The organism is Enterobacter cloacae complex sp. HYC080_NIDB (assembly GCF_056673325.1).
On sequence record NZ_CP114212.1, the window covers coordinates 4,191,953 to 4,216,830 of the forward strand.

At 56.8% G+C, this 24,878-nt stretch carries 21 protein-coding genes; 11 read left to right on the forward strand and 10 right to left on the reverse strand.

Annotated elements, in window-relative coordinates:
* Positions 1-40: 40 nt before the first annotated feature.
* Positions 41-361: a DDRRRQL repeat protein YjdP gene (gene yjdP, locus O1723_RS19930; protein WP_014882174.1), complete on the reverse strand. Its 321-nt coding sequence runs from the start codon at positions 359-361 to the stop codon at positions 41-43.
* 69 nt (positions 362-430) lie between these two features.
* Positions 431-2,710, reverse strand: coding sequence for a hybrid sensor histidine kinase/response regulator (locus O1723_RS19935; RefSeq protein ID WP_023336611.1), 2,280 nt, complete (start codon positions 2,708-2,710; stop codon positions 431-433).
* Positions 2,711-2,879: 169 nt separating this feature from the next.
* On the opposite strand from O1723_RS19935, the gene O1723_RS19940 reads away from it, so the two are divergent.
* The 4 genes from O1723_RS19940 to lpxO all read left to right on the forward strand — a co-directional run bounded on the left by O1723_RS19940 (position 2,880) and on the right by lpxO (position 7,508).
* Positions 2,880-4,394: a sugar ABC transporter ATP-binding protein gene (locus O1723_RS19940; protein WP_014882172.1), complete on the forward strand. Its 1,515-nt coding sequence runs from the start codon at positions 2,880-2,882 to the stop codon at positions 4,392-4,394.
* A gap of 2 nt (positions 4,395-4,396) precedes the next feature.
* Entirely contained in the window at positions 4,397-5,392 is a 996-nt protein-coding gene (locus O1723_RS19945) for an ABC transporter permease subunit (protein ID WP_014882171.1), read from the forward strand.
* A 32-nt stretch (positions 5,393-5,424) separates the two neighbouring features.
* Positions 5,425-6,366 carry an ABC transporter substrate-binding protein gene (locus O1723_RS19950; protein WP_014882170.1) on the forward strand — a complete coding sequence of 314 codons (942 nt, stop codon included), beginning with the start codon at positions 5,425-5,427 and terminating at the stop codon, positions 6,364-6,366.
* Positions 6,367-6,599: 233 nt separating this feature from the next.
* Complete coding sequence (gene lpxO / locus O1723_RS19955) at positions 6,600-7,508, forward strand: lipid A hydroxylase LpxO (protein WP_023336610.1); 909 nt, start codon at positions 6,600-6,602, stop codon at positions 7,506-7,508.
* A gap of 3 nt (positions 7,509-7,511) precedes the next feature.
* On the opposite strand, the gene O1723_RS19960 is transcribed toward lpxO, so the two are convergent.
* Positions 7,512-8,243 carry a response regulator gene (locus O1723_RS19960; protein WP_032645159.1) on the reverse strand — a complete coding sequence of 244 codons (732 nt, stop codon included), beginning with the start codon at positions 8,241-8,243 and terminating at the stop codon, positions 7,512-7,514.
* Positions 8,244-8,500: 257 nt separating this feature from the next.
* Here O1723_RS19960 and fdhF point away from each other — a divergent pair, with 257 nt between their 5' ends.
* Entirely contained in the window at positions 8,501-10,648 is a 2,148-nt protein-coding gene (gene fdhF / locus O1723_RS19965) for a formate dehydrogenase subunit alpha (protein WP_080297792.1), read from the forward strand.
* A gap of 106 nt (positions 10,649-10,754) precedes the next feature.
* Positions 10,755-11,429: a tetratricopeptide repeat protein gene (locus tag O1723_RS19970; protein ID WP_023331811.1), complete on the forward strand. Its 675-nt coding sequence runs from the start codon at positions 10,755-10,757 to the stop codon at positions 11,427-11,429.
* 80 nt (positions 11,430-11,509) lie between these two features.
* On the opposite strand, the gene gltP is transcribed toward O1723_RS19970, so the two are convergent.
* A complete protein-coding gene (gene gltP / locus O1723_RS19975) occupies positions 11,510-12,823 on the reverse strand; it encodes a glutamate/aspartate:proton symporter GltP (RefSeq protein ID WP_014882165.1) in 1,314 nt (437 codons plus the stop codon).
* A gap of 423 nt (positions 12,824-13,246) precedes the next feature.
* Between gltP and acs the strand changes: the two genes are divergently transcribed.
* From acs to actP, 3 genes are all read left to right on the forward strand, one after another.
* Positions 13,247-15,205: an acetate--CoA ligase gene (acs, locus tag O1723_RS19980; protein WP_023331810.1), complete on the forward strand. Its 1,959-nt coding sequence runs from the start codon at positions 13,247-13,249 to the stop codon at positions 15,203-15,205.
* Positions 15,206-15,342: 137 nt separating this feature from the next.
* A complete protein-coding gene (locus O1723_RS19985; protein WP_014882163.1) occupies positions 15,343-15,657 on the forward strand; it encodes a DUF485 domain-containing protein in 315 nt (104 codons plus the stop codon).
* The gene (gene actP / locus O1723_RS19990) at positions 15,654-17,303 is read left to right on the forward strand and encodes a cation/acetate symporter ActP (protein WP_014882162.1); all 1,650 of its coding nucleotides are present in this window, start codon (positions 15,654-15,656) and stop codon (positions 17,301-17,303) included. Before O1723_RS19985 ends, actP begins: the two co-directional genes overlap by 4 nt.
* A gap of 32 nt (positions 17,304-17,335) precedes the next feature.
* On the opposite strand, the gene O1723_RS19995 is transcribed toward actP, so the two are convergent.
* Positions 17,336-18,025, reverse strand: a complete 690-nt coding sequence (locus O1723_RS19995; protein ID WP_014882161.1) for an LrgB family protein — start codon at positions 18,023-18,025, stop codon at positions 17,336-17,338.
* The gene (locus tag O1723_RS20000) at positions 18,018-18,428 is read right to left on the reverse strand and encodes a CidA/LrgA family protein (RefSeq protein ID WP_014882160.1); all 411 of its coding nucleotides are present in this window, start codon (positions 18,426-18,428) and stop codon (positions 18,018-18,020) included. The genes O1723_RS19995 and O1723_RS20000 overlap by 8 nt, the downstream gene beginning before the upstream one ends.
* A gap of 102 nt (positions 18,429-18,530) precedes the next feature.
* Between O1723_RS20000 and O1723_RS20005 the strand changes: the two genes are divergently transcribed.
* Positions 18,531-19,418 (forward strand): LysR family transcriptional regulator, encoded by an 888-nt coding sequence (locus tag O1723_RS20005; protein WP_014882159.1) that lies wholly within the window; start codon positions 18,531-18,533, stop codon positions 19,416-19,418.
* Positions 19,419-19,499: 81 nt separating this feature from the next.
* Here O1723_RS20005 and O1723_RS20010 read toward each other — a convergent pair whose 3' ends face one another.
* From O1723_RS20010 to soxR, 4 genes are all read right to left on the reverse strand, one after another.
* A complete protein-coding gene (locus O1723_RS20010; protein ID WP_023336607.1) occupies positions 19,500-21,146 on the reverse strand; it encodes a Na+/H+ antiporter in 1,647 nt (548 codons plus the stop codon).
* Between the two features lie 150 nt (positions 21,147-21,296).
* Positions 21,297-22,646, reverse strand: a complete 1,350-nt coding sequence (ghxP, locus tag O1723_RS20015) for a guanine/hypoxanthine transporter GhxP (protein WP_014882157.1) — start codon at positions 22,644-22,646, stop codon at positions 21,297-21,299.
* A 294-nt stretch (positions 22,647-22,940) separates the two neighbouring features.
* Positions 22,941-23,612: a glutathione S-transferase family protein gene (locus O1723_RS20020; RefSeq protein ID WP_023336606.1), complete on the reverse strand. Its 672-nt coding sequence runs from the start codon at positions 23,610-23,612 to the stop codon at positions 22,941-22,943.
* Positions 23,613-23,993: 381 nt separating this feature from the next.
* A complete protein-coding gene (gene soxR / locus O1723_RS20025) occupies positions 23,994-24,452 on the reverse strand; it encodes a redox-sensitive transcriptional activator SoxR (protein ID WP_014882155.1) in 459 nt (152 codons plus the stop codon).
* A gap of 98 nt (positions 24,453-24,550) precedes the next feature.
* Between soxR and soxS the strand changes: the two genes are divergently transcribed.
* Entirely contained in the window at positions 24,551-24,877 is a 327-nt protein-coding gene (gene soxS / locus O1723_RS20030) for a superoxide response transcriptional regulator SoxS (RefSeq protein ID WP_008503387.1), read from the forward strand.
* The last annotated feature ends 1 nt before the right edge of the window (position 24,878 follow it).

Here is a 24,878-nt window from a genome sequence, read left to right on the forward strand (position 1 = left end):
CGGGTGGCGGCTGCGCCTTACCCGGCCTACGGACCAGGCTTTAGCCGCGATCGTAATCGTCTTCTAACCGCCGTTCATCCTCTTCCAGTCGACGCCTGTCGTCATCTAACTGACGTTGACGCTCGTCTAAACGGCGGCGTCTGTCTTCGAGCTGCCGACGGCGATCGTCGTACTGACGGCTGTCGCTTTGACGGCTGCGATCGTAGCGATCGTCGTCGTCATTACGGCTGCTGTCGGGGTTATAAGCATCGTTGATCGCCTGCTGAATGTTGCCAATGGCATCATCAATCACGTCGGCGTGGGCCAGCTGGCTGGTGAGTGACAGCAGACCCAATATCAGAGCGGAAAAGTAACGTTTCATAAGGCCAGACTCACAGGTGGACTGGCGTTAAGGTAATCAACGGGACTGTGCCGGAGTAGCGGAGGAATCTCAAATTACCATCACCTTACGCAGCGCCTGTGCCAGCTGTACGCGGGTAAACGGCTTACGCAGTAACTGAACGTCCGGCAGCTGAGGGTTATGCGTAGGCCGCAAATCCTGGCCGCTGATCAGCAGCACCGGAAGCTGCGGATAATGACTGCGCACATGGTTAATGACCTCCGCTCCGCTGAGGCTTCCGGGCAGCATCAGGTCGCTGATAAACATGCCAATATCCGGCGATGCCTCCAGCATGCTCAGGGCCTGCTCGCCATTCTCCGCTTCGAGTGTCAGGTAGCCTAGCTGATGCAGCTGCTCACACAGGGTCTGGCGGACATCCGCCTCATCTTCCAGTACCAGCACCAGCCGCTCGCTATCCGGGGAGGTGGTAGCCGGGAGCGCCTCACTTTCAGACACGGTGGAAAACGTCGAGCGCGGCAGATGGAGCCGAACGGTGGTGCCCTGCCCCGGCGCGCTTTCAATCTCCACGCGTCCCCCGGACTGACGCACAAAACCGTACACCATCGACAACCCTAATCCGCTGCCACTTCCGGTCTGTTTGGTGGTAAAGAACGGTTCAAAGACCCGGGATTTCACCTCCTGCGCCATACCGCTACCATGGTCAATGACCTCCAGCGCCACCATATCCTGCCTGCGGCCGTCGCTGCGGGTCACGCGCTGGTTCCATGTACGAATTTTAATGACGCCGCTTTGCCCTTCCATCGCATCGCGGGCGTTCATCACCAGATTGATAATCGCGTTTTCCAGCTGGCCGACGTCTATCCATGCGGACCATGCCGGGGTTTGCGCTTCAATCTCCAGAGTCAGGGTGACAGGCAAGGAGTGACGCATCAGTTCCCGCAGGTTCTCCAGCAGCGGTTTCATCTCAACGGTATGCGGCGTCAGGGATTGCTTGCGGGAAAATGCCAGCAGGCGCTGGGTCAGCATGGCGCCGCGTTCGGCCGCCTTCAGCGCCCGGGTGATACGCGGCGCGTCTTTTGATTCGGGGTCGGTCAGCTCAAGACTGCCGATGATCACCGCCAGAAGATTATTAAAATCATGCGCCAGCCCGCCGGTCAGCTGTCCGACAGCCTTCATCTTCTGGCTGTGGAGCAACGCTTCTTCCAGTCCCTGACGCTCAATGCGGTCGATCTCCATCTGCGTCGTTTTCTCTTTCAGCAGACGCGTCGTGTGCTCAAGTGAAGCAGTGTTGCGGGCAAAAACGTTAAACGCGCGCGCCAGCTCGCCCAGCTCGTCCCGCCGCTGCAATGCGGGCACCGAGACATCCTGTTCGCCACGGGCAAGGCGCGACATGGCCCGGGAGATAGCCGTCAGGTTGGAGGCCAGGTTACGGTAAATATACCAGCAGGCGCACCCGGTGATGATCAGCGCCAGCACGGCGAAAATGCTTATAAAAACGCTAATGGATTGCAGCTCGTGATGGCTCTGGGCCGTGCGAAGCCGGGAGGCTTGCGCGACCTGTTCAACGTACTGATTGATATCGCTATTCAGTATCGCCACCAGCGCCTTGATGTGGAACATATACCAGCTTATTGCCAGATCGCTCTCTGCCAGCTGCGTCGACAGCGGGGCAAGCTTACGCAGCTCGGCGTTAAAGTCGGGCAGCACAACGTTGACCACAGGCTGCGTCGCGCGCTGGGGCAGCATCGCCGTCACCGTATCCAGCTGCTGTATCGTGGCGCGTGGTGAAGGGGTTTCGATGGCGGCGGCGATCAGCCTGTCCATTTCCATCAGCAGCTGCGCATCCGGAACATCGCTGCCAGTACGGCGGTTAATGTCCTGCAGATGACGCAGGTAACTCTGGCTCTGGTAGAGCGAACTGAGCAGCGCGTTACGCTCCAGATGGCGTCGCTGCCCGCGCTCCAGCATCCCCGTCACGCCTTGCTGTAATTCATTGCTTCTCTGAATAATCCGCGCCACCAGCGCCGGCTCCTGCTGCGCCAGCGGCGCATCGGCCAGCTGCTCCAGCGAGCGGCGCAATGCCGTTTGCATCTGCTTTAACCGCTCCGCCTCGCCTTTGTACTCCAGCGATCCGACTACCTGCGACAACCGCACCGCCGCCGTCGCCACGTTAGCCGTATCGCGAGCGAGGTTCATGCTGCCGGTCATGTCATCCAGCGTTTGCTGCTGCACCTGCTCCTGGATCTGGCTGGCATGACGGAAGCCAAGCACCGCCACGCCGCTGACCATCAGCGTGACCGCAACAACCAGCAGATTGAACATCAGCAGGCGGCCACGGGCACTGGTAAAAAACGGGGGGCGTGATGACATCTCTTTAGGCTCCTTAGCGGTCTGATGCCCTCACCCACGGGGAGAGGGAAAAGAGAAATGTGACGGCGGTTAGCTATTCATAACTATGACAAATATGAACAGCTTCTGACATTTTGCATTTACGCACCTGTGATGAAGTGCAGATATCGACATTCACAGGAGATCCGCCATGAGCAGAACCCCGGTTTTAGAGATGCGCGGCATAGCCAAAACCTTTGGCAATTTCCACGCGCTCAAGGGCGTGGATTTGACGGTTTTCCCCGGTGAGATCCACGCGCTGATGGGCGAAAATGGCGCGGGCAAAAGCACGCTGATGAAAATCCTCGCAGGTGCCTACACTGCCACCCGCGGTGAGATCCTGATCGACGGACAGCCGTTTCACATCAAAGGGCCGAAAGATGCCCTGGCCGCAGGCATTACCTTGATTTACCAGGAGATGCAACTCGCCCCCAATCTGACCGTGGCGGAAAACATTTTCCTCGGCAGCGAACTGTCGCGCGGCGGGCTGGTTCAGCGTAAAGAGATGGCCGCCCAGGCGCAGGCGGTGATCGATCGCCTCGGCGCCCAGTTCAGCGCCACCGATCGGGTGATGAAGCTGACCATCGCCGAACAGCAGCAGGTGGAAATTGCCCGCGCGCTGCACCGCAACAGCCGCATTCTGGTGATGGACGAACCCACCGCCGCCCTCTCTTCCCGCGAAACCCACCGCCTGTTTGAACTGATTCTGCGCCTGCGCGATGAAGGCATGGCGATTATCTATATCAGCCACCGCATGGCGGAAGTGTATGAACTCTCTGACCGCGTCAGCGTTCTGCGTGACGGGCAGTACGTCGGCAGCCTGACGCGCGACAAGCTCAACGCCTCCGAGCTGGTGAAAATGATGGTAGGCCGCCCCTTAAGCGATCTGTTCAACAAAGAGCGCGATATCCCTCTCGGCAGCCCGCGCCTGAACGTCCACCACCTTACCGACGGTAAAAAAGTGCGGCCGTGCAGTTTACAGGTCCGTTCCGGCGAAATCGTCGGGCTGGCCGGGCTGGTCGGTGCCGGACGCTCCGAGCTGGCGCAGCTGATTTTCGGCGTGCGCAAAGCCACGGGCGGCATGATTGAGGTGGACGGCGAGCCGGTGGTGATCCACTCCCCGCGCGCGGCCATTGAAAACGGGATCGGTTTTCTCACCGAGAACCGTAAGGAGCAGGGGCTGTTTCTGGAGCTGGCGGCGCAAGAGAACATCACGATGGCGACGCTGGAACGCGATGCCACCTTCGGCATGCTGAACCGCAAAAAAGCCCAGTCCATTTCCGATGACGCTATTGCCCTGCTCAACATTCGTGTGCCCCATTCACAGGTACGCGCGGGCGGACTGTCCGGCGGTAATCAGCAAAAACTGCTGATCTCGCGCTGGGTGGCGATAGGCCCGCGCATTCTGATTCTGGACGAACCCACCCGCGGCGTGGACGTTGGCGCGAAAAGCGAGATCTACCGCATCATGAACCAGATGGCGCGTAAGGGCGTGGCGATTTTGATGATCTCCAGCGAACTGCCGGAAGTGGTGGGCATGAGTGACCGGGTGTACGTGATGCGCGAAGGCAGCATTGCGGGTGAACTCCACGGGCGCGATATCTCTCAGGAAAACATCATGACGCTGGCAACCGGCGTGGACGACACACATCATCAGGCGGTGTAATTATGACAACTCCAACCCATCCGCAGCAGGTGGCGAAATCCGCCTCCGCCAAAAAAATGCTGATGAGCGATCTGATGCAAACGATCGGCATTTTACCTATTTTAATTCTGATCGTGGCGGTATTTGGCTTTATCGCCCCTAACTTCTTCACCGAGAGCAACCTGCTCAACATCACCCGTCAGGCGTCAATCAACATCGTGCTGGCTGCGGGGATGACCTTCATCATCTTAACCGGTGGGATTGACCTCTCCGTGGGGTCGATTCTCGGTACTACCGCCGTTGCGGCAATGGTGGTGTCGCTGATCCCGGAATTCGCCGGACTTTCTATTCCGGCGGCGCTGATGCTCGGCATGGTGCTGGGGCTGTTCAACGGCGCGCTGGTGGCCTTTGCCGGGCTACCGCCGTTTATCGTCACGCTCGGTACCTATACGGCGCTGCGCGGCGCGGCCTACCTGCTGGCAGACGGCACCACGGTGATCAACTCGAATATCAACTTCGAGTGGATCGGCAATAACTACCTCGGTCCCGTGCCATGGCTGGTGGTCATTGCTTTGGCGGTCATTGCTATCTGCTGGTTTATCCTGCGCCGCACTACGCTGGGCGTTCACATCTACGCCGTGGGCGGCAACATGCAGGCGGCGCGCCTGACGGGCATCAAGGTCTGGATGGTACTGCTGTTTGTCTACGGCATGAGCGGGCTGCTCTCCGGCCTCGGTGGCGTGATGAGCGCCTCACGCCTTTACAGCGCCAACGGCAACCTCGGTACCGGCTATGAGCTGGATGCGATTGCGGCGGTGATCCTCGGCGGTACCAGCTTCGTCGGCGGGATCGGCACGATCACCGGCACGCTGGTGGGGGCATTGATTATCGCCACCCTCAACAACGGCATGACGCTGATGGGCGTCTCCTACTTCTGGCAACTGGTGATCAAAGGGGCGGTGATCATCATTGCGGTGCTGATCGACAAATACCGTACCCGACACCATCAAAGTGCATAACAACAAAACCCTACAGCTTCGAGGAATACAATATGCGTTTAAAACCGTTAGTGACCGCGCTCTGTGCTGGCGCGCTGCTTGCCGCAACGCCGTTTGCGCAGGCGAAAGATCTGAAGTCCATCGGCGTGACGGTGGGTGACCTGGCCAACCCGTTCTTTGTGCAGATCACCAAAGGTGCCGAGCTGGAAGCGCGCAAGCTGGCGGGCGATAACGTTAAAGTGACGCTGGTCTCCAGCGGTTACGATCTCGGTCAGCAGGTGGCGCAGATCGATAACTTTATCGCCGCGAAAGTGGACATGATCATCCTCAACGCCGCGGATTCCAAAGGGATCGGCCCGGCGGTGAAACGCGCGAAGGATGCCGGGATCGTGGTCGTGGCGGTTGACGTGGCGGCGGAAGGTGCCGATGCGACCATCACCTCCAATAACACCCAGGCGGGCGAAATGGCCTGTAAGTACATTACCGACCGCCTGAAAGGCAAAGGCAATGTGGTGATCATCAACGGACCACCGGTCTCAGCGGTGCAAAACCGTGTGGAAGGTTGCCAGATGGAATTCAAAAAACATCCGGATATCAAGGTGCTCTCGGATAACCAGAACGCCAAAGGCAGCCGTGAAGGCGGTCTGGAAGTCATGACCTCTCTTCTGGCGGCCAATCCGAAGATCGACGGCGTATTCGCGATTAACGATCCTACCGCGATCGGCGCCGATCTGGCGGCAAAACAGGCGCAGCGCAATGAATTCTTCATTGTGGGCGTGGATGGCAGCCCGGATGGTGAAGAAGCGCTGAAGCGGGAAAACTCCCTGTTTGTGGCAACCCCGGCACAAGATCCGCAGGTGATGGCGGCAAAAGCGGTCGAGATCGGCTACGACATTCTCCAGGGTAAACCGGCACCGAAAGAACCGGTGCTGATCCCGGTGACGATGATCGATAAAAAGAACGTCGGTACCTATAAAGGATGGACGGTTAAGTAACCCCTCAGCCTAAACCCTCTCCCCTTTGGGGAGAGTGGGTGGCAAAAAACGCTGGCCGGGCTGCAGGCTTTTATTCGCGAGGGCAATTAATTTAACAATAATTGCGATTTTTCATTACAGTTCTATGAATTTTACATTCCCGAACTACACTCTCTCCATCTGGCATATTCGGCGTGGGCAGCACTCTGTCCGCACGCTTTTCCGAAATGAGATAGAAAGAGGACAAGGGAAAAATGTTCGCAGCCATCATCATCGGTATTTTCATTATTAGCGTTATTTACGCGCATTCACGCGGGAAAGAAAAACAGACGCTGTCTCGTCAGTTGTTCGACCATTCGACGTTCATGGCCCCCATCAATATGTTTATGACGGCGTTCTCTTCCCTGCCCGCCAGGGAGGCTTTCTTTGAGACAGAGCGTTTCCCTGAATTAAAAACGCTGACGGAAAACTGGCAGGTTATTCGTGAAGAGGCTGTGCGTTTACAGGATCATATAAAGGCGGCGCAAAATAATAACGACGCTGGCTTTAACACCTTTTTTAAACGCGGCTGGAAACGTTTTTATCTGAAATGGTACGCCGACGCTCACCCTTCTGCGCAAGCGCTTTGCCCGGTGACCACGCAACTGGTGAGTCAAATTCCTTGCGTAAAGGCGGCGATGTTTGCCGAACTGCCTGCGGGGGCAAAGCTGGGCAAGCATCGCGATCCCTACGCGGGCTCGGTTCGCTATCATCTGGGCTTATCTACCCCGAATGACGATCGCTGCTTTATTGAAGTGGACCAGCAGCGCCATAGCTGGCGCGATGGCGAGGCCGTCATTTTTGATGAGACTTACGTTCACTGGGCAGAAAATAAAACCGATCAAACGCGCATTATTCTTTTCTGTGATATCGAGCGTCCGATGAAGTGGGGCTGGGCACAGGCAGTTAACCATTGGGTAGGGACGACGCTGATGTCTGCAGCCAGCTCACCCAATGATGAGAATGACCGCACTGGCGGCATTAATCGCATTTTTAAATATGTTCATGCGGGGCGCGAACGCGGACAGCGTCTTAAAAAACGAAATCGTAAAGCCTATTATGCCCTCAAGTACCTGTGCATCAGCGCCATTTTTGCCGCCCTTCTTATTCCGGCGATAACATAGACCTTATGCCGCCTGTTCGGGGCGGCTAACATCGGTGGCAAATACATACCCCAGTCCACGAATGGTTTTAATGAGTGCAGGCTGATGCGGGTTGACCTCGATTTTCCGGCGCAGACGCATGATCAGCACGTCGATAGTCCGGTCAAACACCTCCGTGCTTTCGCTGTGGGTGAGTTCCAGCAGTTGATCGCGGCTGAGTACCCGGCGGGCATTTTGCGTAAGCGCCAGCAGCAGGCCATATTCCCCCTGGGTCAACGGCACGACGTTACGCTGCGGATCAATCAGTTCACATCGGGAGGTATCCAGCGTCCAGTTGTCGAAGGTTATCCCCGCTACGCGTGGCATCGGCGTTTCTGCGGCCAGCACGCCGGTCCGACGCAGGACCGCTTTAACTCGGGCAACCACCACGCGCGGATTAAACGGTTTGCCAATATAGTCGTCGGCGCCCATCTCCAGCCCCACTACCACGTCGGATTCACTGCCCAACCCGGTTAACATGATCACCGGTAGCGCCGGACGCTGCTTTTGCAACTGCAGCAAAACCTGTAACCCATTGATATCCGGCAGCATCATATCCAGCAGGACAAGGGCGATCTCCGGCGCCTGTTGTACCCGGCCTGGCACATCCTGGCCGTTATGGCAGACAAGCACGTCAAAGACGTGTTCACTCAGCACATCCTGCAGCAGTTCACACACTGCCAAATCGTCATCAACCACCAGAATCGCCGGTTTCATCATATGCTTCCGTCAGGGGATTATGTTAAGTCTGAACCATTCTGCCGTCGGCTCCAGTGAAAGGGCGTTTTCCGTGACGGAAATTCAACCCAGGTCACATACCCTGCCCATTCGACACGTCAATTTTGACGATGGTCTGCTTTTCGTCAGGGTTGCCGGCAGGAATACGCCGTAAAGCGCGCAATTACCCCTACTAAAAACATGGCATAGAAGCTGCATTAGTCGGTGCGAAAGATTCGATTAACTGGAGCAGACTGATGAAAAAAGTCGTCACGGTTTGCCCTTATTGTGCCTCAGGTTGCAAGATCCACCTGGTGGTCGATAACGGCAAAATCGTCCGGGCGGAGGCCGCACAGGGGAAAACCAACCAGGGCACGCTGTGTCTGAAAGGGTATTACGGCTGGGATTTTATCAATGATACCCAAATCCTCACCCCGCGCCTGAAAACCCCTATGATCCGCCGCGAGCGCGGTGGCAAGCTGGAAGCCGTCAGCTGGAACGAGGCGCTCGATTACGTCGCCACGCGCCTCAGCGCCATCAAGGCCAAGTACGGCCCGGATGCGATTCAGACGACCGGTTCCTCACGCGGGACAGGGAATGAAACCAACTATGTGATGCAAAAATTCGCACGCGCCGTTATTGGAACCAATAACGTCGACTGCTGCGCTCGCGTCTGACACGGCCCATCGGTTGCAGGTCTGCACCAGTCGGTCGGTAACGGCGCAATGAGTAATGCCATCAACGAGATAGACAACACCGATCTGGTGTTTATTTTCGGCTATAACCCGGCGGATTCTCACCCTATCGTCGCGAACCATGTTATTCGCGCCAAACAGAACGGGGCGAAAATCATCGTCTGCGATCCGCGCAAAATTGAAACCGCGCGCATTGCGGATATGCACATTGCATTGAAAAACGGCTCGAATATCGCGCTGTTGAATGCGATGGGGCACGTCATTATTGAGGAGAATCTGTACGACCAGGCGTTTGTGGCCAGCCGCACGGAAGGCTTTGAAGAGTATCGTAAAATTGTCGAAGGCTATACGCCAGAGTCCGTTGAAGCGATAACCGGCGTCAGCGCACAGGAGATCCGCCAGGCCGCACGCATGTACGCCGGGGCGAAAACCGCCGCCATTCTGTGGGGCATGGGCGTGACCCAGTTCTACCAGGGCGTGGAAACCGTGCGTTCGTTGACCAGCCTCGCCATGCTGACGGGTAACCTGGGCAAGGCCCACGTCGGCGTCAACCCGGTACGTGGTCAGAATAACGTCCAGGGGGCCTGCGATATGGGCGCGCTGCCGGATACCTATCCAGGATATCAGTACGTCAAATTCCCGGAAAACCGCGAGAAATTCGCGAAAGCCTGGGGGGTCGAAAGCCTGCCGGAACACACCGGCTATCGCATCAGCGAGCTGCCGCACCGTGCGGCGCACGGTGAAGTGCGTGCGGCCTACATCATGGGTGAAGATCCGCTCCAGACCGATGCCGAACTCTCTGCGGTACGTAAAGGGTTTGAGGATCTTGAGCTGGTGATTGTCCAGGACATCTTCATGACCAAAACCGCGGCGGCGGCGGATGTGATTTTACCGTCGACGTCATGGGGTGAGCATGAAGGCGTCTACACGGCGGCTGACCGCGGTTTCCAGCGCTTCTTCAAAGCGGTCGAACCGAAGTGGGATTTGAAAACCGACTGGCAGATCATCAGCGAAATCGCCACCCGTATGGGCTACCCGATGCACTACAACAACACTCAGGCGATCTGGGACGAGTTGCGGCATCTGTGCCCGGACTTCTACGGTGCCACCTATGAAAAAATGGGTGAGCTGGGGTATATCCAGTGGCCATGCCGCGATGAGTCGGAAGCCGACCAGGGGACGTCATACCTCTTCAAAGAGACGTTCGATACCCCGAACGGGCTGGCGCAGTTCTTCACCTGCGACTGGGTCGCACCTATAGATAAACTCACCGAGGAGTATCCGATGGTGCTCTCCACCGTGCGCGAAGTAGGCCACTACTCCTGTCGCTCAATGACCGGGAACTGCGCCGCGCTGGCCGCGCTGGCAGATGAACCCGGCTACGCGCAAATCAACACTGCCGACGCGGAACGCCTGGGTATTGAGGATGAGGCGCTGGTATGGGTGAACTCGCGCAAAGGGCGAATCATCACCCGTGCGCAGGTGAGCGATCGTCCCAACAAAGGAGCGGTCTATATGACCTACCAGTGGTGGATTGGTGCCTGTAACGAACTGGTGACGGAGAATTTAAGCCCGATAACCAAAACGCCGGAGTATAAATATTGTGCCGTCAACGTGGAGCCCATTGCGGATCAACACGCTGCCGAACAGTATGTGATTGACGAATATAACAAGCTGAAAGCCCGACTGCGTGAAAGCGCAATGGGTTGAAGCGGGTAATTAATTAATGAACAAAGGGAGTGATATATTCACTCCCTTTTTTTATTTCCGCCACCGCGATTATACTGCGCGGCGTGTACCCAGAAGATAAGAATCCATGAAAGCCATTTTTCTGTTGTTATTCTTTATAACCTCGTTCGCCTGCGCGGATGAGATAGGCAGCCAGTATCTGAAGCAGGCGGAAGCGGGCGATGCCCGCGCCCAGTATTATCTTGCTGATACCTACTTCAGCTCGGGGGACCGCACACAGGCCGCGCGGTGGGCCGAAAAAGCCGCAAAAGGTGGCGATGTCGATGCCATGGCGCTGTTGTCGCAAATTCACTTTACGCAGGGGGATTACGCGCAGGCCAAGGCTCTGGCGCAGCAGGCAAACATTGCAGGCAGCAAACGCGGCGCGATCATGCTGGCGCGCGTGCTGGTCAACACTCAGGCCGGTCAAACCGACTATCCCCAGGCCATTAAGCTCCTGCAAACGGCGACTGAAGATATCGACAACGATTCGGCGGTAGACGCGCAGCTGCTGCTGGGGCTGATCTATGCCAACGGCGTTGAGGTGGCTCAGGATGACGTGCGGGCCGCGTCGTGGTTCAAGCGAAGTTCTACCCTGTCGCGAACGGGCTATGCGGAGTACTGGGCGGGGATGCTGTTCAGACAGGGCGAGAAAGGGTTTATCACGCCGAACAAGCAGAAAGCGCTTTACTGGTTGAACCTGAGCTGTACGGAAGGGTTTGATACGGGATGTGAAGAGTTTGATGCGTTGAGCGGGGAGTAAAGCGCCGGGTGGCGGCTTCGCCTTACCGGGCCTACAAAACCCGTAGGCCCGGTAAGCGCAGCGCCACCGGGCATAAGATGTTACCGATCGGCCGTCTTATCAAAACGCCCCAGCACCTCGCGTTCATACGCCAGCGCTTTTTTACGGTCGAATTTGTGTTCCCACTTGGCGATAACCAGCACCGCCAGGGCATTCCCCACCACGTTCAGCGCTGTACGCGCCATATCGAGGATACGGTCGACACCGGCGATAAACGCCAGACCTTCCAGCGGAATACCCACGCTGCCCAGCGTCGCCAGCAGCACCACGAACGAAACGCCCGGTACGCCTGCAATACCTTTAGATGTCACCATCAGGGTCAGCACCAGCACGATCTCCTGCCACAGCGACAGGTCAATGCCATACAGCTGCGCAATAAAGATAGCGGCGATACTCTGGTACAGCGTTGAACCGTCCAGGTTGAAAGAGTAGCCGGTCGGCACCACGAAGCTGGTGATAGAGGCAGGCGCACCGTAAGCCTCCATCTTCTCAATAATGCGCGGCAGCACGCTCTCAGAGCTTGCCGTGGAGTACGCCAGAATCAACTCATCTTTCAGGATACGGATCAGGATCCAGATGCTCAGCCCGCACAGGCGCGCCACAATGCCCAGCACCACCAGCGCAAAGAACAGGATGGCGAAGTGCACCAGGATCACCAGCTTCGCCAGCGGCCACAGGGAGGCAAAGCCGAAGTTTGCCACGGTCACCGCAATCAATGCGAACACCCCAACCGGCGCGTAGCGCATCACCATGTGGGTCACTTTGAACATGGTTTCGGAGATGGAGCGGAAGACGGTGACCAGCGGTTCACGGTGCGTGGCAGGCAGCGAGGAGAGCCCCAGGCCAAACAGCACCGAGAAGAAGATGATCGGCAACATCTCGCCTTTCGCCATCGACGCCACGATATTGGTCGGCACCAGTGAAAGGATCGTGCCCATCAGGCCGTGCGCATGGCTCTGCACTTCCGCCGTTGTGCTTTGGTATTTCGAAATATCCACCGTGGCCAGCTGCGACATATCGATCCCGGAACCTGGCTGGAACACGTTTGCCAGGGTAATCCCCAGAATAATCGCAACCGTAGTGATCACTTCGAAATAGAGAATGGTTTTCGCACCGATACGGCCTAACTGTTTCGCGTCACCGACCCCGGCAATGCCGACCACCAGCGTCGAGATCACAATCGGCACCACGATCATCTTGATCAAATGAATAAAGATATCGCCCGCCGGGGAGAGCAGGTTGGCAATCAGCCATTCGCGGCTGTCGCTATGATAGTGGAGATAACTGCCCAGCAAGATGCCCAGCACAAGGGCTAGCAAGATCTGCCAGGCCAGGCTGACTTTAACGTTTTTCATAGAAACTGACTTCCTCAATGAAATCTCCGCACCAGCAAAACTGCATGAATATGGAGACATACTGAAAGGGTATGAATTGTGTTGCGTTGGTTTATGGGATTTTTTAACGCGGCGTATGAGTATCATTTGCGCGACCTGTTGCGCAAGCCTTAAAGAACGACGCATTTCACTGGAAAATGACGGTATAACGCGAGTTTGTCATTATCCTGATAAATAACCATTTGTTATAAAAACGCTTTTTTAAATCTAAATGCGAATAATCGTCAGGCTGAATTATTTCCCTTCAAAGTTTCATTCGCTCGTTTTTCAACCTCTTCAAACAATGCGTGATCTGTAGCCCAAATAATAAACAAAGCTTGTAAAGCCCCTACTATTAACGTTTTTGCGACATATTATTAACATCTTACAAGGAGAAAAAAAGCCATGAGCCAAATACATAAACACGACATTCCCGCAAACATTGCGGACCGTTGCCTGATCACCCCGGAGCAGTACCACGAGAAATATCAGCAATCAGTTTCCCACCCTGACGCCTTCTGGGGCGAGCAGGGACACATCCTTGACTGGATCAAACCTTATCAGAAGGTGAAAAACACCTCCTTTGCGCCCGGCAACGTCTCCATTAAATGGTATGAAGATGGCACGCTGAACCTGGCGGCGAACTGCCTGGATCGCCATCTTGCCGAACGCGGGAATGAAACCGCCATCATCTGGGAAGGCGACGATGCCTCACAGAGCAAACACATTACCTATAAAGAACTGCATCGCGACGTCTGCCGTTTCGCCAACGTCCTGCTGGAAAAAGGCATTAAAAAGGGCGATGTGGTGGCTATCTATATGCCAATGGTGCCGGAAGCCGCGGTTGCTATGCTGGCCTGCGCGCGTATCGGCGCAATTCACTCGGTTATCTTCGGCGGGTTCTCGCCGGAAGCCGTTGCAGGCCGTATTGTCGATTCCAGTTCAAAACTGGTGATCACCGCCGATGAAGGCGTGCGCGCCGGACGCGGTATCCCGCTGAAGAAAAACGTCGATGAAGCGCTGAAAAACCCGAATGTCAAAACGGTCAGTAACGTTATCGTGCTGAAGCGTACCGGCGGCAAGATCGACTGGAACGAGGGACGTGACCTGTGGTGGAGTGACCTGATCGAGAAAGCGAGTGACCAGCATCAGCCGGAAGAGATGAATGCTGAAGATCCGCTGTTCATTCTTTACACCTCCGGTTCAACCGGTAAACCGAAAGGCGTGCTGCACACCACCGGCGGTTATCTGGTTTATGCGGCCACGACCTTTAAATATGTTTTCGACTACCACCCGGGCGACATCTACTGGTGTACCGCCGACGTGGGCTGGGTGACCGGGCATAGCTACCTGCTCTACGGCCCGCTGGCCTGCGGTGCCACCACGTTGATGTTTGAGGGCGTGCCAAACTGGCCGACCCCGGCGCGTATGTGTCAGGTAGTCGACAAGCACCAGGTCAACATTCTCTACACCGCGCCAACGGCGATCCGCGCGTTAATGGCGGAAGGCGATAAGGCCATCGAAGGCACTGACCGCTCTTCGTTGCGCATCCTCGGTTCCGTGGGTGAACCCATTAACCCCGAAGCCTGGGAGTGGTACTGGAAGAAAATCGGCAATGAAAAATGCCCGGTGATGGACACCTGGTGGCAGACCGAAACCGGCGGCTTCATGATCACCCCTATGCCTGGCGCCACACAGCTGAAGGCCGGTTCTGCCACGCGCCCATTCTTCGGCGTACAGCCTGCGCTGGTGGATAACGAGGGCAACCCGCTGGACGGGGCCACCGAAGGCAACCTGGTGATCGTCGACTCGTGGCCAGGCCAGGCGCGTACCCTGTTCGGCGACCACGAACGCTTTGAGCAGACCTATTTCTCGACCTTTAAAAACATGTACTTCAGCGGCGACGGCGCGCGCCGTGATGAAGACGGTTATTACTGGATCACCGGTCGCGTGGATGACGTGCTCAACGTTTCTGGCCACCGTCTGGGGACGGCTGAAATTGAATCGGCGCTGGTGTCGCATCCGAAAATTGCTGAAGCCGCCGTTGTCGGGATCCCGCACAACATCAAAGGCCAGGCGATTTACGCTTACGTCACGCTGAACCACGGCGAGGAGCCATCACCCGAGCTGTACGCCGAGGTGCGCAACTGGGTACGTAAGGAGATCGGCCCGCTTGCTACGCCGGACGTGCTGCACTGGACCGACTCGCTGCCGAAAACCCGCTCCGGCAAGATTATGCGCCGTATCCTGCGCAAAATCGCGGCGGGGGATACCAGCAACCTCGGTGATACCTCAACGCTCGCGGATCCTGGCGTGGTGGAAAAACTGCTCGAAGAGAAGCAGTCCATCGCAATGCCTTCCTAGTTTTTTCTCCCTCTCCCCGTGGGAGAGGGCCGGGGTGAGGGCATCAGACCGCACCTTCCTCTCCCCTCACCCTAACCCTCTCCCCAAAGGGGAGAGGGGACTAAAAACAAACCAACCTTACCTTTGGAGACTCTGTGATGAATGACCATATTTGTCAGCAGATAGAGAATAGTGCGCACTACAGGGAGCTCGTCGAAAAACGGCAACGGTTTGCCTTCATCCTTTCTATCATCATGCTGATTATCTACGTCGGCTTTATTATGCTGATCGCCTTTGCTCCGCACTGGCTGGGCACCCCGCTGCACGCGGGCACCAGCGTCACGCGCGGCATTCCTATTGGCATTGGCGTGATTGTGATCTCCTTCTTACTGACCGGCGTGTACGTCTGGCGCGCGAACGGTGAATTCGATCGTCTCAACAGAGCGGTACTGCAAGAGGTAAAAGCATCATGAAGCGGATCCTGACGGCGCTTGCCGCCACACTTCCTTTTGCCGCCCACGCGGCGGATGCCATCACCGGCGACGTTCAGCGCCAGCCGACTAACTGGCAGGCGATTGTGATGTTCCTGATTTTCGTCCTGCTGACCCTGTACATCACTTACTGGGCGTCGAAGCGCGTGCGCTCCCGTAATGATTATTACACCGCGGGCGGCAACATTACCGGTTTCCAGAACGGGCTGGCGATAGCGGGCGACTTTATGTCTGCCGCCTCGTTCCTCGGGATCTCCGCGCTGGTTTATACCTCCGGCTACGACGGCCTGATCTACTCCCTGGGCTTCCTCGTCGGCTGGCCGATCATCCTGTTCCTCATTGCCGAGCGCTTGCGCAACCTCGGGCGCTATACCTTCGCTGACGTGGCCTCCTATCGCCTGAAACAGGGGCCCATTCGTACCCTCTCCGCCTGCGGTTCGCTGGTGGTGGTTGCGCTATACCTGATTGCGCAGATGGTCGGGGCAGGTAAATTGATCGAACTGCTGTTCGGTCTGAACTACCACATCGCCGTGGTACTGGTTGGCGTCCTGATGGTGATGTACGTCCTGTTCGGCGGCATGCTGGCGACCACCTGGGTACAGATTATCAAAGCGGTCCTGCTGCTGTTCGGCGCCAGTTTTATGGCCTTTATGGTGATGAAGCACGTCGGGTTCAGCTTCAATAACCTGTTTACCGAAGCGATGGCGGTTCATCCAAAAGGAGAGGCAATCATGAGCCCGGGCGGGCTGGTGAAAGATCCGATATCCGCACTCTCCCTCGGTCTCGGCCTGATGTTCGGTACCGCGGGCCTGCCACACATTCTGATGCGTTTCTTCACCGTGAGCGATGCGCGTGAAGCGCGTAAGAGCGTCTTCTACGCCACCGGCTTTATGGGTTATTTCTACATCCTGACCTTTATCATCGGCTTTGGCGCGATCATGCTGGTAGGGGCAAACCCGGCGTTTAAAGACGCGGCGGGTGCGCTGATTGGCGGCAACAACATGGCGGCGGTGCATCTGGCCGATGCGGTGGGCGGTAACCTGTTCCTCGGCTTTATCTCCGCCGTGGCCTTCGCCACCATCCTTGCCGTGGTAGCGGGACTGACGCTGGCCGGTGCCTCTGCGGTCTCGCACGACCTCTACGCCAACGTGTTCCGTAAAGGGGCAAGCGAACGTGACGAGCTGAAAGTCTCTAAGATCACCGTGCTGGTGCTGGGTGTGGTCGCCATTTTGCTCGGTATTCTGTTTGAGAAGCAGAACATCGCCTTTATGGTGGGGCTGGCCTTCTCGATTGCGGCGAGCTGTAACTTCCCGATCATCCTGCTCTCCATGTACTGGTCAAAACTGACCACCCGTGGGGCGATGATTGGCGGCTGGCTGGGGCTGCTGACGGCGGTGATCCTGATGATTCTGGGCCCGACCATCTGGGTACAGATCCTCGGTCACGAAAGCGCCATTTTCCCGTATGAGTATCCGGCGCTGTTCTCGATTGCCGTGGCGTTTATTGGTATCTGGGTCTTCTCGGCCACCGACAACTCGCCGGAAGGTAACCTGGAGCGTGAGAAATTCCGCGCCCAGTTTATTCGCTCCCAAACCGGCCTGGGCGTTGAACAGGGCCGCGCACACTAAGCCTTTCTCCCCGGTCTCTCAGGCCGGGGAGTTTAAAACATCACCCATGCCACCAGCGGTGCGATTAGCACCATCGTCACGCCAGAGAGCATCATCACCAGACTTGCCACCACGCCTTCCTGCTGACCCAGCTCATACGAACGCGCCGTACCTGCGCCATGAGACGCCGCGCCAAACCCTGCCCCTTTCGCCATCCCCTCCCGAATAGAAAGCCGCAAAAAGAGCATATCGCCCACCGCCATGCCAAAGACGCCCGTCACGACCACAAACAGCGCCACCAGATCCGGCTGCCCGCCAAGCGGTTTAGCCGCTGCCAGCGCAAACGGCGTCGTCACCGAACGCACGGCCAGGCTGCGCTGAATTTCATCGGGCAGCGTAAACAGCCGCGCCAGCCAGACCGAGCTACACACCGCCACCACCGTGGCAGTCAGAACGCCTGCGCTGAGCGACATCCAGTGGCGTTTAATAATATTCAGGTTGTCGTACACGGGAACGGCAAAGGCGATGGTGGCCGGGCCGAGCAGCCACAGCAGCCAGTGGGATTCCCCAATGTAGTTCTGCCAGGAAATATGGCCGAAGACCAGCATGAGCACCAGCAGGATGGGGGTGAACACCAGCGGCATGAGCGGCAGCGCGCGAAAGCGGCGGTACAAACGCTTGTTGGCAAAGTAGATTACGATGGTCGCAATCAGACACAGCACGCTTATCTGAACGTTAGTCATGCTTCTGCCTGCTGATTTCAAAGCGATAGACTTTATCCACCACCCAGGCAGTGGCGCCCAATACCATCAGCGTACTCAGGGCGATAACCGCGAAGATGCGCCAGCCGTCGACCATCAGCAGCTGGGCATAGTTCACCACCGCGACCACCGCAGGCACGAAGAACAGCAGCATCTCCGCCAGCAGCCAGCGCGCGCCGGCTCGCACCCAGCTAAGGGGCAACGCGCGACAGAGGATCAGCGTTAGCATTAGCACCATCCCGACCAGATTGGCGGGTAAAGGCAGGTGCAGCCAGTCGACAAGATATTCCGCGAAAACAAACAGTCCGGCATAGAGCAGTACCTGAACCGGTACCTGGAGTCGTTGCACAACGGCAGGCGTAACACGACTTAACGCCACGGCCATGGGGGTTTTCCTCAAAATTGAGACGAGGCGCCAGTATAGAGAGCGCACGTCAGGGACAGAAATGAATTAAAATCATCGAAGGTATAGTTTCGAGGAATAATCATGGACATAAGAACGCTGCGCTATTTTGTCGAGGTGGTTCGCCAGCAAAGTTTTACCCGCGCAGCGGAGAAGTTGTTCGTTACCCAGCCGACCATCAGCAAGATGCTGAAAAACCTTGAGGACGAGCTGAACTGTACCCTGCTGCTTCGTGACGGACGCAAGCTGCTGCTGACGGATACCGGGCGCGTGGTCTTCGAGCGCGGGCTGGCGATTCTGGCTGAGTTCCGCCAGCTTGAGGCTGAGCTTGCGGATATCAACCACCTTACCAAAGGGCTATTACGTCTTGGCATTCCGCCGATGGTCGGCATGATGATGGCCGGGCCGATTAGCCTCTTTCGTCAGCGCTACCCCGGCGTTGAGCTAAAAATTTCTGAATTTGGCGGCCTGACCGTCCAGCAGGCCGTGATGAACGGCGAGCTGGATGTGGCGATGACGGCCCTCCCCGTAGAGGAAGAGAGCGGTCTGGCGACGCTGCCGCTGTTCAGCCATCCGCTGTGCGTTCTCGTACCGCGCTCCGGTGACTGGCTGAAAATTGACTCGGTGAAACCCGAACTGCTCGGCGAACATCCGTTGCTGATCTACAACGAAGACTTCGCCTTAAGCCGCCAGCTGATGACGCTGTTTAACCAACATAATGTGAAGCCACGCATTGCGGTGCGCAGCGGTCAGTGGGATTTTCTGGCCGCGATGGTTCAGGCTGGCGTGGGGATTGCCATTCTGCCGCAGCCGATTTGCGAGCGGCTGGATAAAAATACGCTTCGCTGGATCCCGCTGGAGAGCGAGCTGCACTGGCAGTTAGGGATGATCTGGCGTGAAGGGGTGTATCTGTCGCATAGCGCGCAGGCGTGGCTGGAGTGCTGTAAGGGGTTTTGGGTGCAGTCTGAATAGTGCCGGGTGGCGGCTTCGCCTTACCCGGCCTACGATTCGAATGTAGGCCCGGTAAGCGCAGCGCCACCGGGCAAAAGCGCGCTACTGATTCTCTATCAACAACGCTTCCAGCAAATCCAGATCGTGCAACAGCTTTTGCAGCGTCTCGTTGCTGATCTGCCGCGTGGCGCGCAGATGGTACAGCTCGGCACGCTCTGAACGCAGCGCCGCCAGGCGGAACCGGCGTTCCAGGTTTTCCTCCTGCAGCGAGCTTTCCACGTCATTACGTCCGTCAGCCCGACGGCGCAGGTTACCAATCACGCGGGAACTCACTTCCGTCAGCAGCTGATTATCGATGTTCTCGTCTGTATCCGCCGCCAGACGCTCTTCCATTTTCTGAATAGCGACTATCGCCACTTCGGCGGTAGCCGCACGCGCAATACGCTCCTCTTTATGCTGTTGGGTCGAATCCCCGGCGTCAATGTGCTGCAGTAAAATCGGCAGCATCACCACGCCCACGAACAGCGAGAAGAGGATCACGCCTGCCGCCAGGAACACCAGCTCGTAGCGCGCCGGGAAGACATCGCCCGTCGGCAGCAGCAGCGGAATAGAGAGCACACCGGCAAGGGTGATCGCCCCACGCACGCCAGCGAAAGAGGCAATCAGCAGCTCGCGTGTGGTCCAGGAGCCAAACTCCATCGGCTTTTTCGTCAGGAAGCGCACGCTGAATTTCTTCATCGTCCAGAGCCAGCCAAAACGCACCAGCATCAGTGCCATGTAGATCAGCACGATGTCGGTAAACAGCATCCAGACTTCAACGTTCGGATCGGCCTCTGCCGCAATCAGCGAGGACTCCATAATGCCCGGCAGTTGCAGGCCCAACAGCAGGAATACCATGCCGTTAAACACAAATTCCAGCATCGCCCAGGTGCTGTTGGCACGCAGACGCATTGCCAGCGGCGCGCGGCGCATCACGCCGGAGCGGGTAATGGTCATCCCTGCCGCTACCGCCGCCAGAATGCCCGATACGCCAATATGTTCGGCAATCAGGTAGGAGGCAAACGGCAGCAGGAACAGCAGTACGATTTGCGTGGCGGGTTCATCACCGCCCCAGCGGCTGAGGAAGCGCAGGGAGCGACCATACAGCCAGCTCACTACAAAGCCCGCGAGGATACCGCCAATCGCCACTTTGAAGAATTCCAGCGTCGCGCCGCCAATGGTAAAGACCATCGTCCCCATGGCAACCGCCACGGCAAACTTCAGGGCGACCAGACCAGAGGCGTCATTCATCAGCGCCTCGCCCTGCAAAATCCCCATGATTTTCTTCGGAATACGACCTTCACCCACAATGCCGGAAAGCGCCACGGCATCGGTTGGCGAGAGCACGGCGGCCAGCGCAAAGGCGGGGATTAACGGGATACCCGGTACGGCCCAGTAAATCAGGAAGCCAATCCCGACGACGGTGACGACGACCAGCGCCAGCGCCAGGCCGAAGATCTCTCGCCCATGCTCAAGGAATTCGCGCGTGGGCGTTTTCCAGCCATCAGCAAACAGCAGTGGCGGAATAAACAGCACGAGGAACAGGTCGGGGTCAAATTCCACGTGCAGGCCAAACGTCGGCCACGCCAGCAGCGCGCCGATGGCAATTTGCATTAATGGCAGGGGGACCTGAAAGGGCAGTACGCGTGTAACCACCCCGGATAATGAGACCACAAGGGTCATGATGAGTATTGTGAAGAAGATTTCCATGCGTTCCCTGTTTGCTGTGTTACTTATGTACTACGGAAGGCGTCGTGCCTTTTATTCTATCTTCTTCAGAGTAACGCAAAAGGCAACGGGATGAGCTCTGAAAATAAAAACGGGCGGCCTGAGCCACCCGTTTTCGCATCAATGGACAACTTAGATGGCCCAGCCGCCCGCGTAGAATGCCACCAGCGCAACGGCGATCACCACGGTGCCGATGTTCAGCTTGCGCCATTCACCAGAGACCAGACGACCAATGACCAGCGACGCGAAACCGATCATGATGCCGGTCACGATGTTACAGGTCAGCACGATAAACACGGCGGTAATCAGGCCAGACATGGCATCCACGAAATCCGCAAAGTCGATCTTCGCCACGTTGCTCAGCATCAGCAGGCCGACATACATCAGCGCTGGCGCGGTCGCGTAAGCCGGTACCAGATAAGAGAGCGGAGAGAGGAACAGGATCAGCAGGAACAGCACGCCGACGGTGATGGCCGTCAGGCCGGTTTTACCGCCTGCTGCCGTGCCCGCTGCGGACTCGATATACACTGCCGCAGGCGCTGCGCCCACCAGTCCTGAGAAGACGCTGCTCAGGGAGTCAGTCGTCAGGGCTTTGCCGCCATCAATAATCTGACCGTCTTTATCCAGCAGGTTAGCCTGACCGGCCACCGCGCGAATCGTACCGGTTGCGTCAAACACGGCGGTCATCACCAGCGCCAGCACGCTTGGCAGGATTACCGGGTTAAGCGCACCAACGATATCCAGGCTGCCAATCAGAGAATTGCCCTTGTCATCGCTCAGCGACGGCATGGCGAAAATACCGGAGAAGTGGACGTTCGGATCGAAAATCAGGCCGACAATGGATACACCGATAATGGTCAGCAGAATGCCGCCCGGCACTTTCAGTTTTTCCAGACCGATAATCACCGCCAGACCGATCAGCGACATGATCACCGGGAAGCTCGCGAAATGCCCCAGCGCCACCGGCAGGCCGTCCAGCGGGTTCTTGATCACCAGGCCCACGCCGTTAGCGGCAATCAGCAGCAGGAACAGACCGATGCCGATACCGGTGCCGTGCGCCACGCCCTGCGGCAGGTTGCGCAAAATCCAGCTACGAATGCCGGTAGCAGAGATAACGGTGAACAGCACACCCATCAGGAACACGGCGCCGAGTGCGACCGGTACGCTGATCTGCTGACCCAGCACCAGGCTGAACGCGGTGAACGCGGTCAAAGAGATGGCGCAACCAATCGCCAGCGGCAGGTTCGCCCACAGCCCCATCACAATGGAGCCCACACCGGCTACCAGGCAGGTCGCGACAAAAACAGCTGCTGGCGGGAAGCCCGCTTTACCCAGCATGCCCGGCACAACGATGACGGAGTAAACCATCGCCAGAAACGTTGTCAGACCGGCAACAACTTCCTGACGCACGGTGCTGCCGCGAGCCGAAATTTTAAACATGGCGTCAAGTGAACCGCCGGTACGCGCAGATGGCGTAGACATAGAAAACATCCCCTGAGAGTTTTTATAGAACGTTCATAAGCGTGGTGGAGACGCCACTGCCAGCTAAACGTCAAATCCTTGTCTTGCGTTTGCGACGAAAGGGCGTCACAAAAAAAGCAAACGTTTAGCTCCGCGCTTAAAAACGGGTGGTCAAATTAAGGCAAACGATTATCCAGCCTAAACACCGCCCTTTTCAACTGAACTTTATCGTTTTTCGCTAAAATTCGCTTATGACGCTGAAGAAATAAACAGAGGATGCGCAAACGTTATCGTCTATGCGCAATTTGTTTACATTTAATCCTCACCCGGGATGGATAATGGCCCACCCTGTTCCAGGGTTCGCCTCCAGCCGGGACTGTTATCGACCTTTTGCTTCCAGGCCTCAATATGCGGCAGATTGTCGATGCCCCCACGCGCCAGCAGGGCAAAGATCGGGAAACTCATCTGAATGTCGGCCATGCTGAGCGCGTCCCCGGCAAACCAGCTGTTTTGAGCGAGATGCGAATCAATAAAGCGCGCATGCGTTTCCAACTGGGGATTGAGATACGCTTTCTGCACCCCCTTACCCAGCGCCTTGCCCAGGAGTCGGATGCCTGGCGGCACGGGCGGCTTGCCGAGGCTGTTGAAAACCAGCTTCATTAACAGCAGTGGCATCAGCGATCCTTCCGCGTAATGCAGCCAGAAGCGGTATTGCACCTTATGCGCCGGATCTAACGGCTTAAGGCGCGATTCGGCATCATAGGTTTCCTGGAGGTACTCCAGAATGGCACCCGATTCCGCGAGGATCAGTCCGTTATCTTCGATGATGGGTGATTTGCCCAACGGATGCACCTTTTTGAGAGCCTCCGGCGCCAGCATGTTCTTTTCGCGCTGGTAGTGAACGATCTCATAAGGCAGGGCGAGTTCTTCCAGCGCCCAGATCACACGATGTGAGCGCGACTGGTTAAGGTGATGTACCGTGAGCATGGTCTTCTCCTGTGATTCATACTTTTTAACTATAGAAAATTGAACAACACCGCGAAAAAAATTCGGCTAAAAACCGGTCAGCGACGCTGGCGAAAAAACGGGGCTTGCATAGAATTAAAGTGTCAGCACAATCCGGAACCTCACCAACCAGCTCGACACGAGGGGTGCTGATGTCGGGGGAAACCCTCCCGTGAACCAGCGGGATAGAGAGAAAGACAAAGACCGGGAAAAACTAAAGCGCCCTTAGTGGCGCTTTAGTTCTTTATAGGGTGCGTGTGTATGCCGGGTGGCGGCTGCGCCTTACCCGGCCTACGTTCGAGAATGTGGTTTTTGTAGGTCGGGTAAGGCGCAGCCGCCACCCGACGCGCAGGCCGCAGAGACTTACTCCTCCTCCAGCAGCCGCGCCCCTGTCCCCTGCTCGCCCAGCCTGTCGCCAGGGTTCCGCAACGGGCAGTCGCTGCGGGACAGACAGCCGCAGCCGATACAACCGTCCAGTTCATCGCGCAGCGCAACCAGCGTATGAATACGTCTGTCCAGCTCTTCACGCCACTGGGAGGAGAGCTCTTTCCACTCTTTCGGGCTCAGCGTGTGGCCCTCCGGCAACACCCCAAACGCCTCACCTATCGTCGCCAGGGGAATGCCGATTCGTTGCGCAATTTTGATAATCGCCACATAACGGAGAACGTCACGGGTATAGCGGCGCTGGTTTCCGCCGTTACGGATGCTTTTAATTAACCCTTTGCTTTCATAGAAGTGGAGCGCCGATACCGCAACACCGCTTCGCTTTGCCACTTCGCCGGGGGTTAAAAGCGCTTTAATACGCGGCAATCTCTTTTCCATAAAACCTCTTTACCTCAAGTTAACTTGAGGAATTATACTCCCCCGCAGAGAAAACGACGAATCAACCAAGAAAGTTGTATCTACAGAGGGGCAACCTTATGTCGCATCAGCAGATTATTCAGACACTTATTGAATGGATTGATGATCATATCGATCAACCGTTGAACATCGATGTGGTCGCTAAAAAGTCGGGCTATTCGAAATGGTATTTACAGAGAATGTTCCGCACGGTTATGCATCAAACCCTGGGTGAGTACATTCGTCAGCGCAGATTACTGCTGGCGGCGCAGGCGTTACGCTCAACGCAGCGACCGATTTTTGATATCGCGATGGATCTTGGCTATGTGTCGCAACAAACCTTTTCCCGCGTGTTTCGCCGCGAGTTTGACCGTACGCCGAGCGACTATCGCCACCAGTTGAATTAAT

Excerpts from the sequence above, each read along its gene's own strand:
- lpxO (WP_023336610.1), top strand. The coding sequence starts at position 6,600 with ATGTTCGCAGCCATCATCATCGGTATTTTCATTATTAGCGTTATTTAC.
- O1723_RS19935 (WP_023336611.1), bottom strand. The coding sequence starts at position 2,710 with ATGTCATCACGCCCCCCGTTTTTTACCAGTGCCCGTGGCCGCCTGCTG.
- O1723_RS20020 (WP_023336606.1), bottom strand. The coding sequence starts at position 23,612 with ATGCTCACGGTACATCACCTTAACCAGTCGCGCTCACATCGTGTGATC.
- O1723_RS19940 (WP_014882172.1), top strand. The coding sequence starts at position 2,880 with ATGAGCAGAACCCCGGTTTTAGAGATGCGCGGCATAGCCAAAACCTTT.
- O1723_RS19985 (WP_014882163.1), top strand. The coding sequence starts at position 15,343 with ATGAATGACCATATTTGTCAGCAGATAGAGAATAGTGCGCACTACAGG.
- O1723_RS20000 (WP_014882160.1), bottom strand. The coding sequence starts at position 18,428 with ATGGCCGTGGCGTTAAGTCGTGTTACGCCTGCCGTTGTGCAACGACTC.
- O1723_RS19970 (WP_023331811.1), top strand. The coding sequence starts at position 10,755 with ATGAAAGCCATTTTTCTGTTGTTATTCTTTATAACCTCGTTCGCCTGC.
- gltP (WP_014882165.1), bottom strand. The coding sequence starts at position 12,823 with ATGAAAAACGTTAAAGTCAGCCTGGCCTGGCAGATCTTGCTAGCCCTT.
- actP (WP_014882162.1), top strand. The coding sequence starts at position 15,654 with ATGAAGCGGATCCTGACGGCGCTTGCCGCCACACTTCCTTTTGCCGCC.
- O1723_RS19960 (WP_032645159.1), bottom strand. The coding sequence starts at position 8,243 with ATGAAACCGGCGATTCTGGTGGTTGATGACGATTTGGCAGTGTGTGAA.
- O1723_RS19995 (WP_014882161.1), bottom strand. The coding sequence starts at position 18,025 with ATGACTAACGTTCAGATAAGCGTGCTGTGTCTGATTGCGACCATCGTA.
- O1723_RS19945 (WP_014882171.1), top strand. The coding sequence starts at position 4,397 with ATGACAACTCCAACCCATCCGCAGCAGGTGGCGAAATCCGCCTCCGCC.
- soxR (WP_014882155.1), bottom strand. The coding sequence starts at position 24,452 with ATGGAAAAGAGATTGCCGCGTATTAAAGCGCTTTTAACCCCCGGCGAA.
- yjdP (WP_014882174.1), bottom strand. The coding sequence starts at position 361 with ATGAAACGTTACTTTTCCGCTCTGATATTGGGTCTGCTGTCACTCACC.
- soxS (WP_008503387.1), top strand. The coding sequence starts at position 24,551 with ATGTCGCATCAGCAGATTATTCAGACACTTATTGAATGGATTGATGAT.
- acs (WP_023331810.1), top strand. The coding sequence starts at position 13,247 with ATGAGCCAAATACATAAACACGACATTCCCGCAAACATTGCGGACCGT.
- ghxP (WP_014882157.1), bottom strand. The coding sequence starts at position 22,646 with ATGTCTACGCCATCTGCGCGTACCGGCGGTTCACTTGACGCCATGTTT.
- O1723_RS20005 (WP_014882159.1), top strand. The coding sequence starts at position 18,531 with ATGGACATAAGAACGCTGCGCTATTTTGTCGAGGTGGTTCGCCAGCAA.
- O1723_RS20010 (WP_023336607.1), bottom strand. The coding sequence starts at position 21,146 with ATGGAAATCTTCTTCACAATACTCATCATGACCCTTGTGGTCTCATTA.
- O1723_RS19950 (WP_014882170.1), top strand. The coding sequence starts at position 5,425 with ATGCGTTTAAAACCGTTAGTGACCGCGCTCTGTGCTGGCGCGCTGCTT.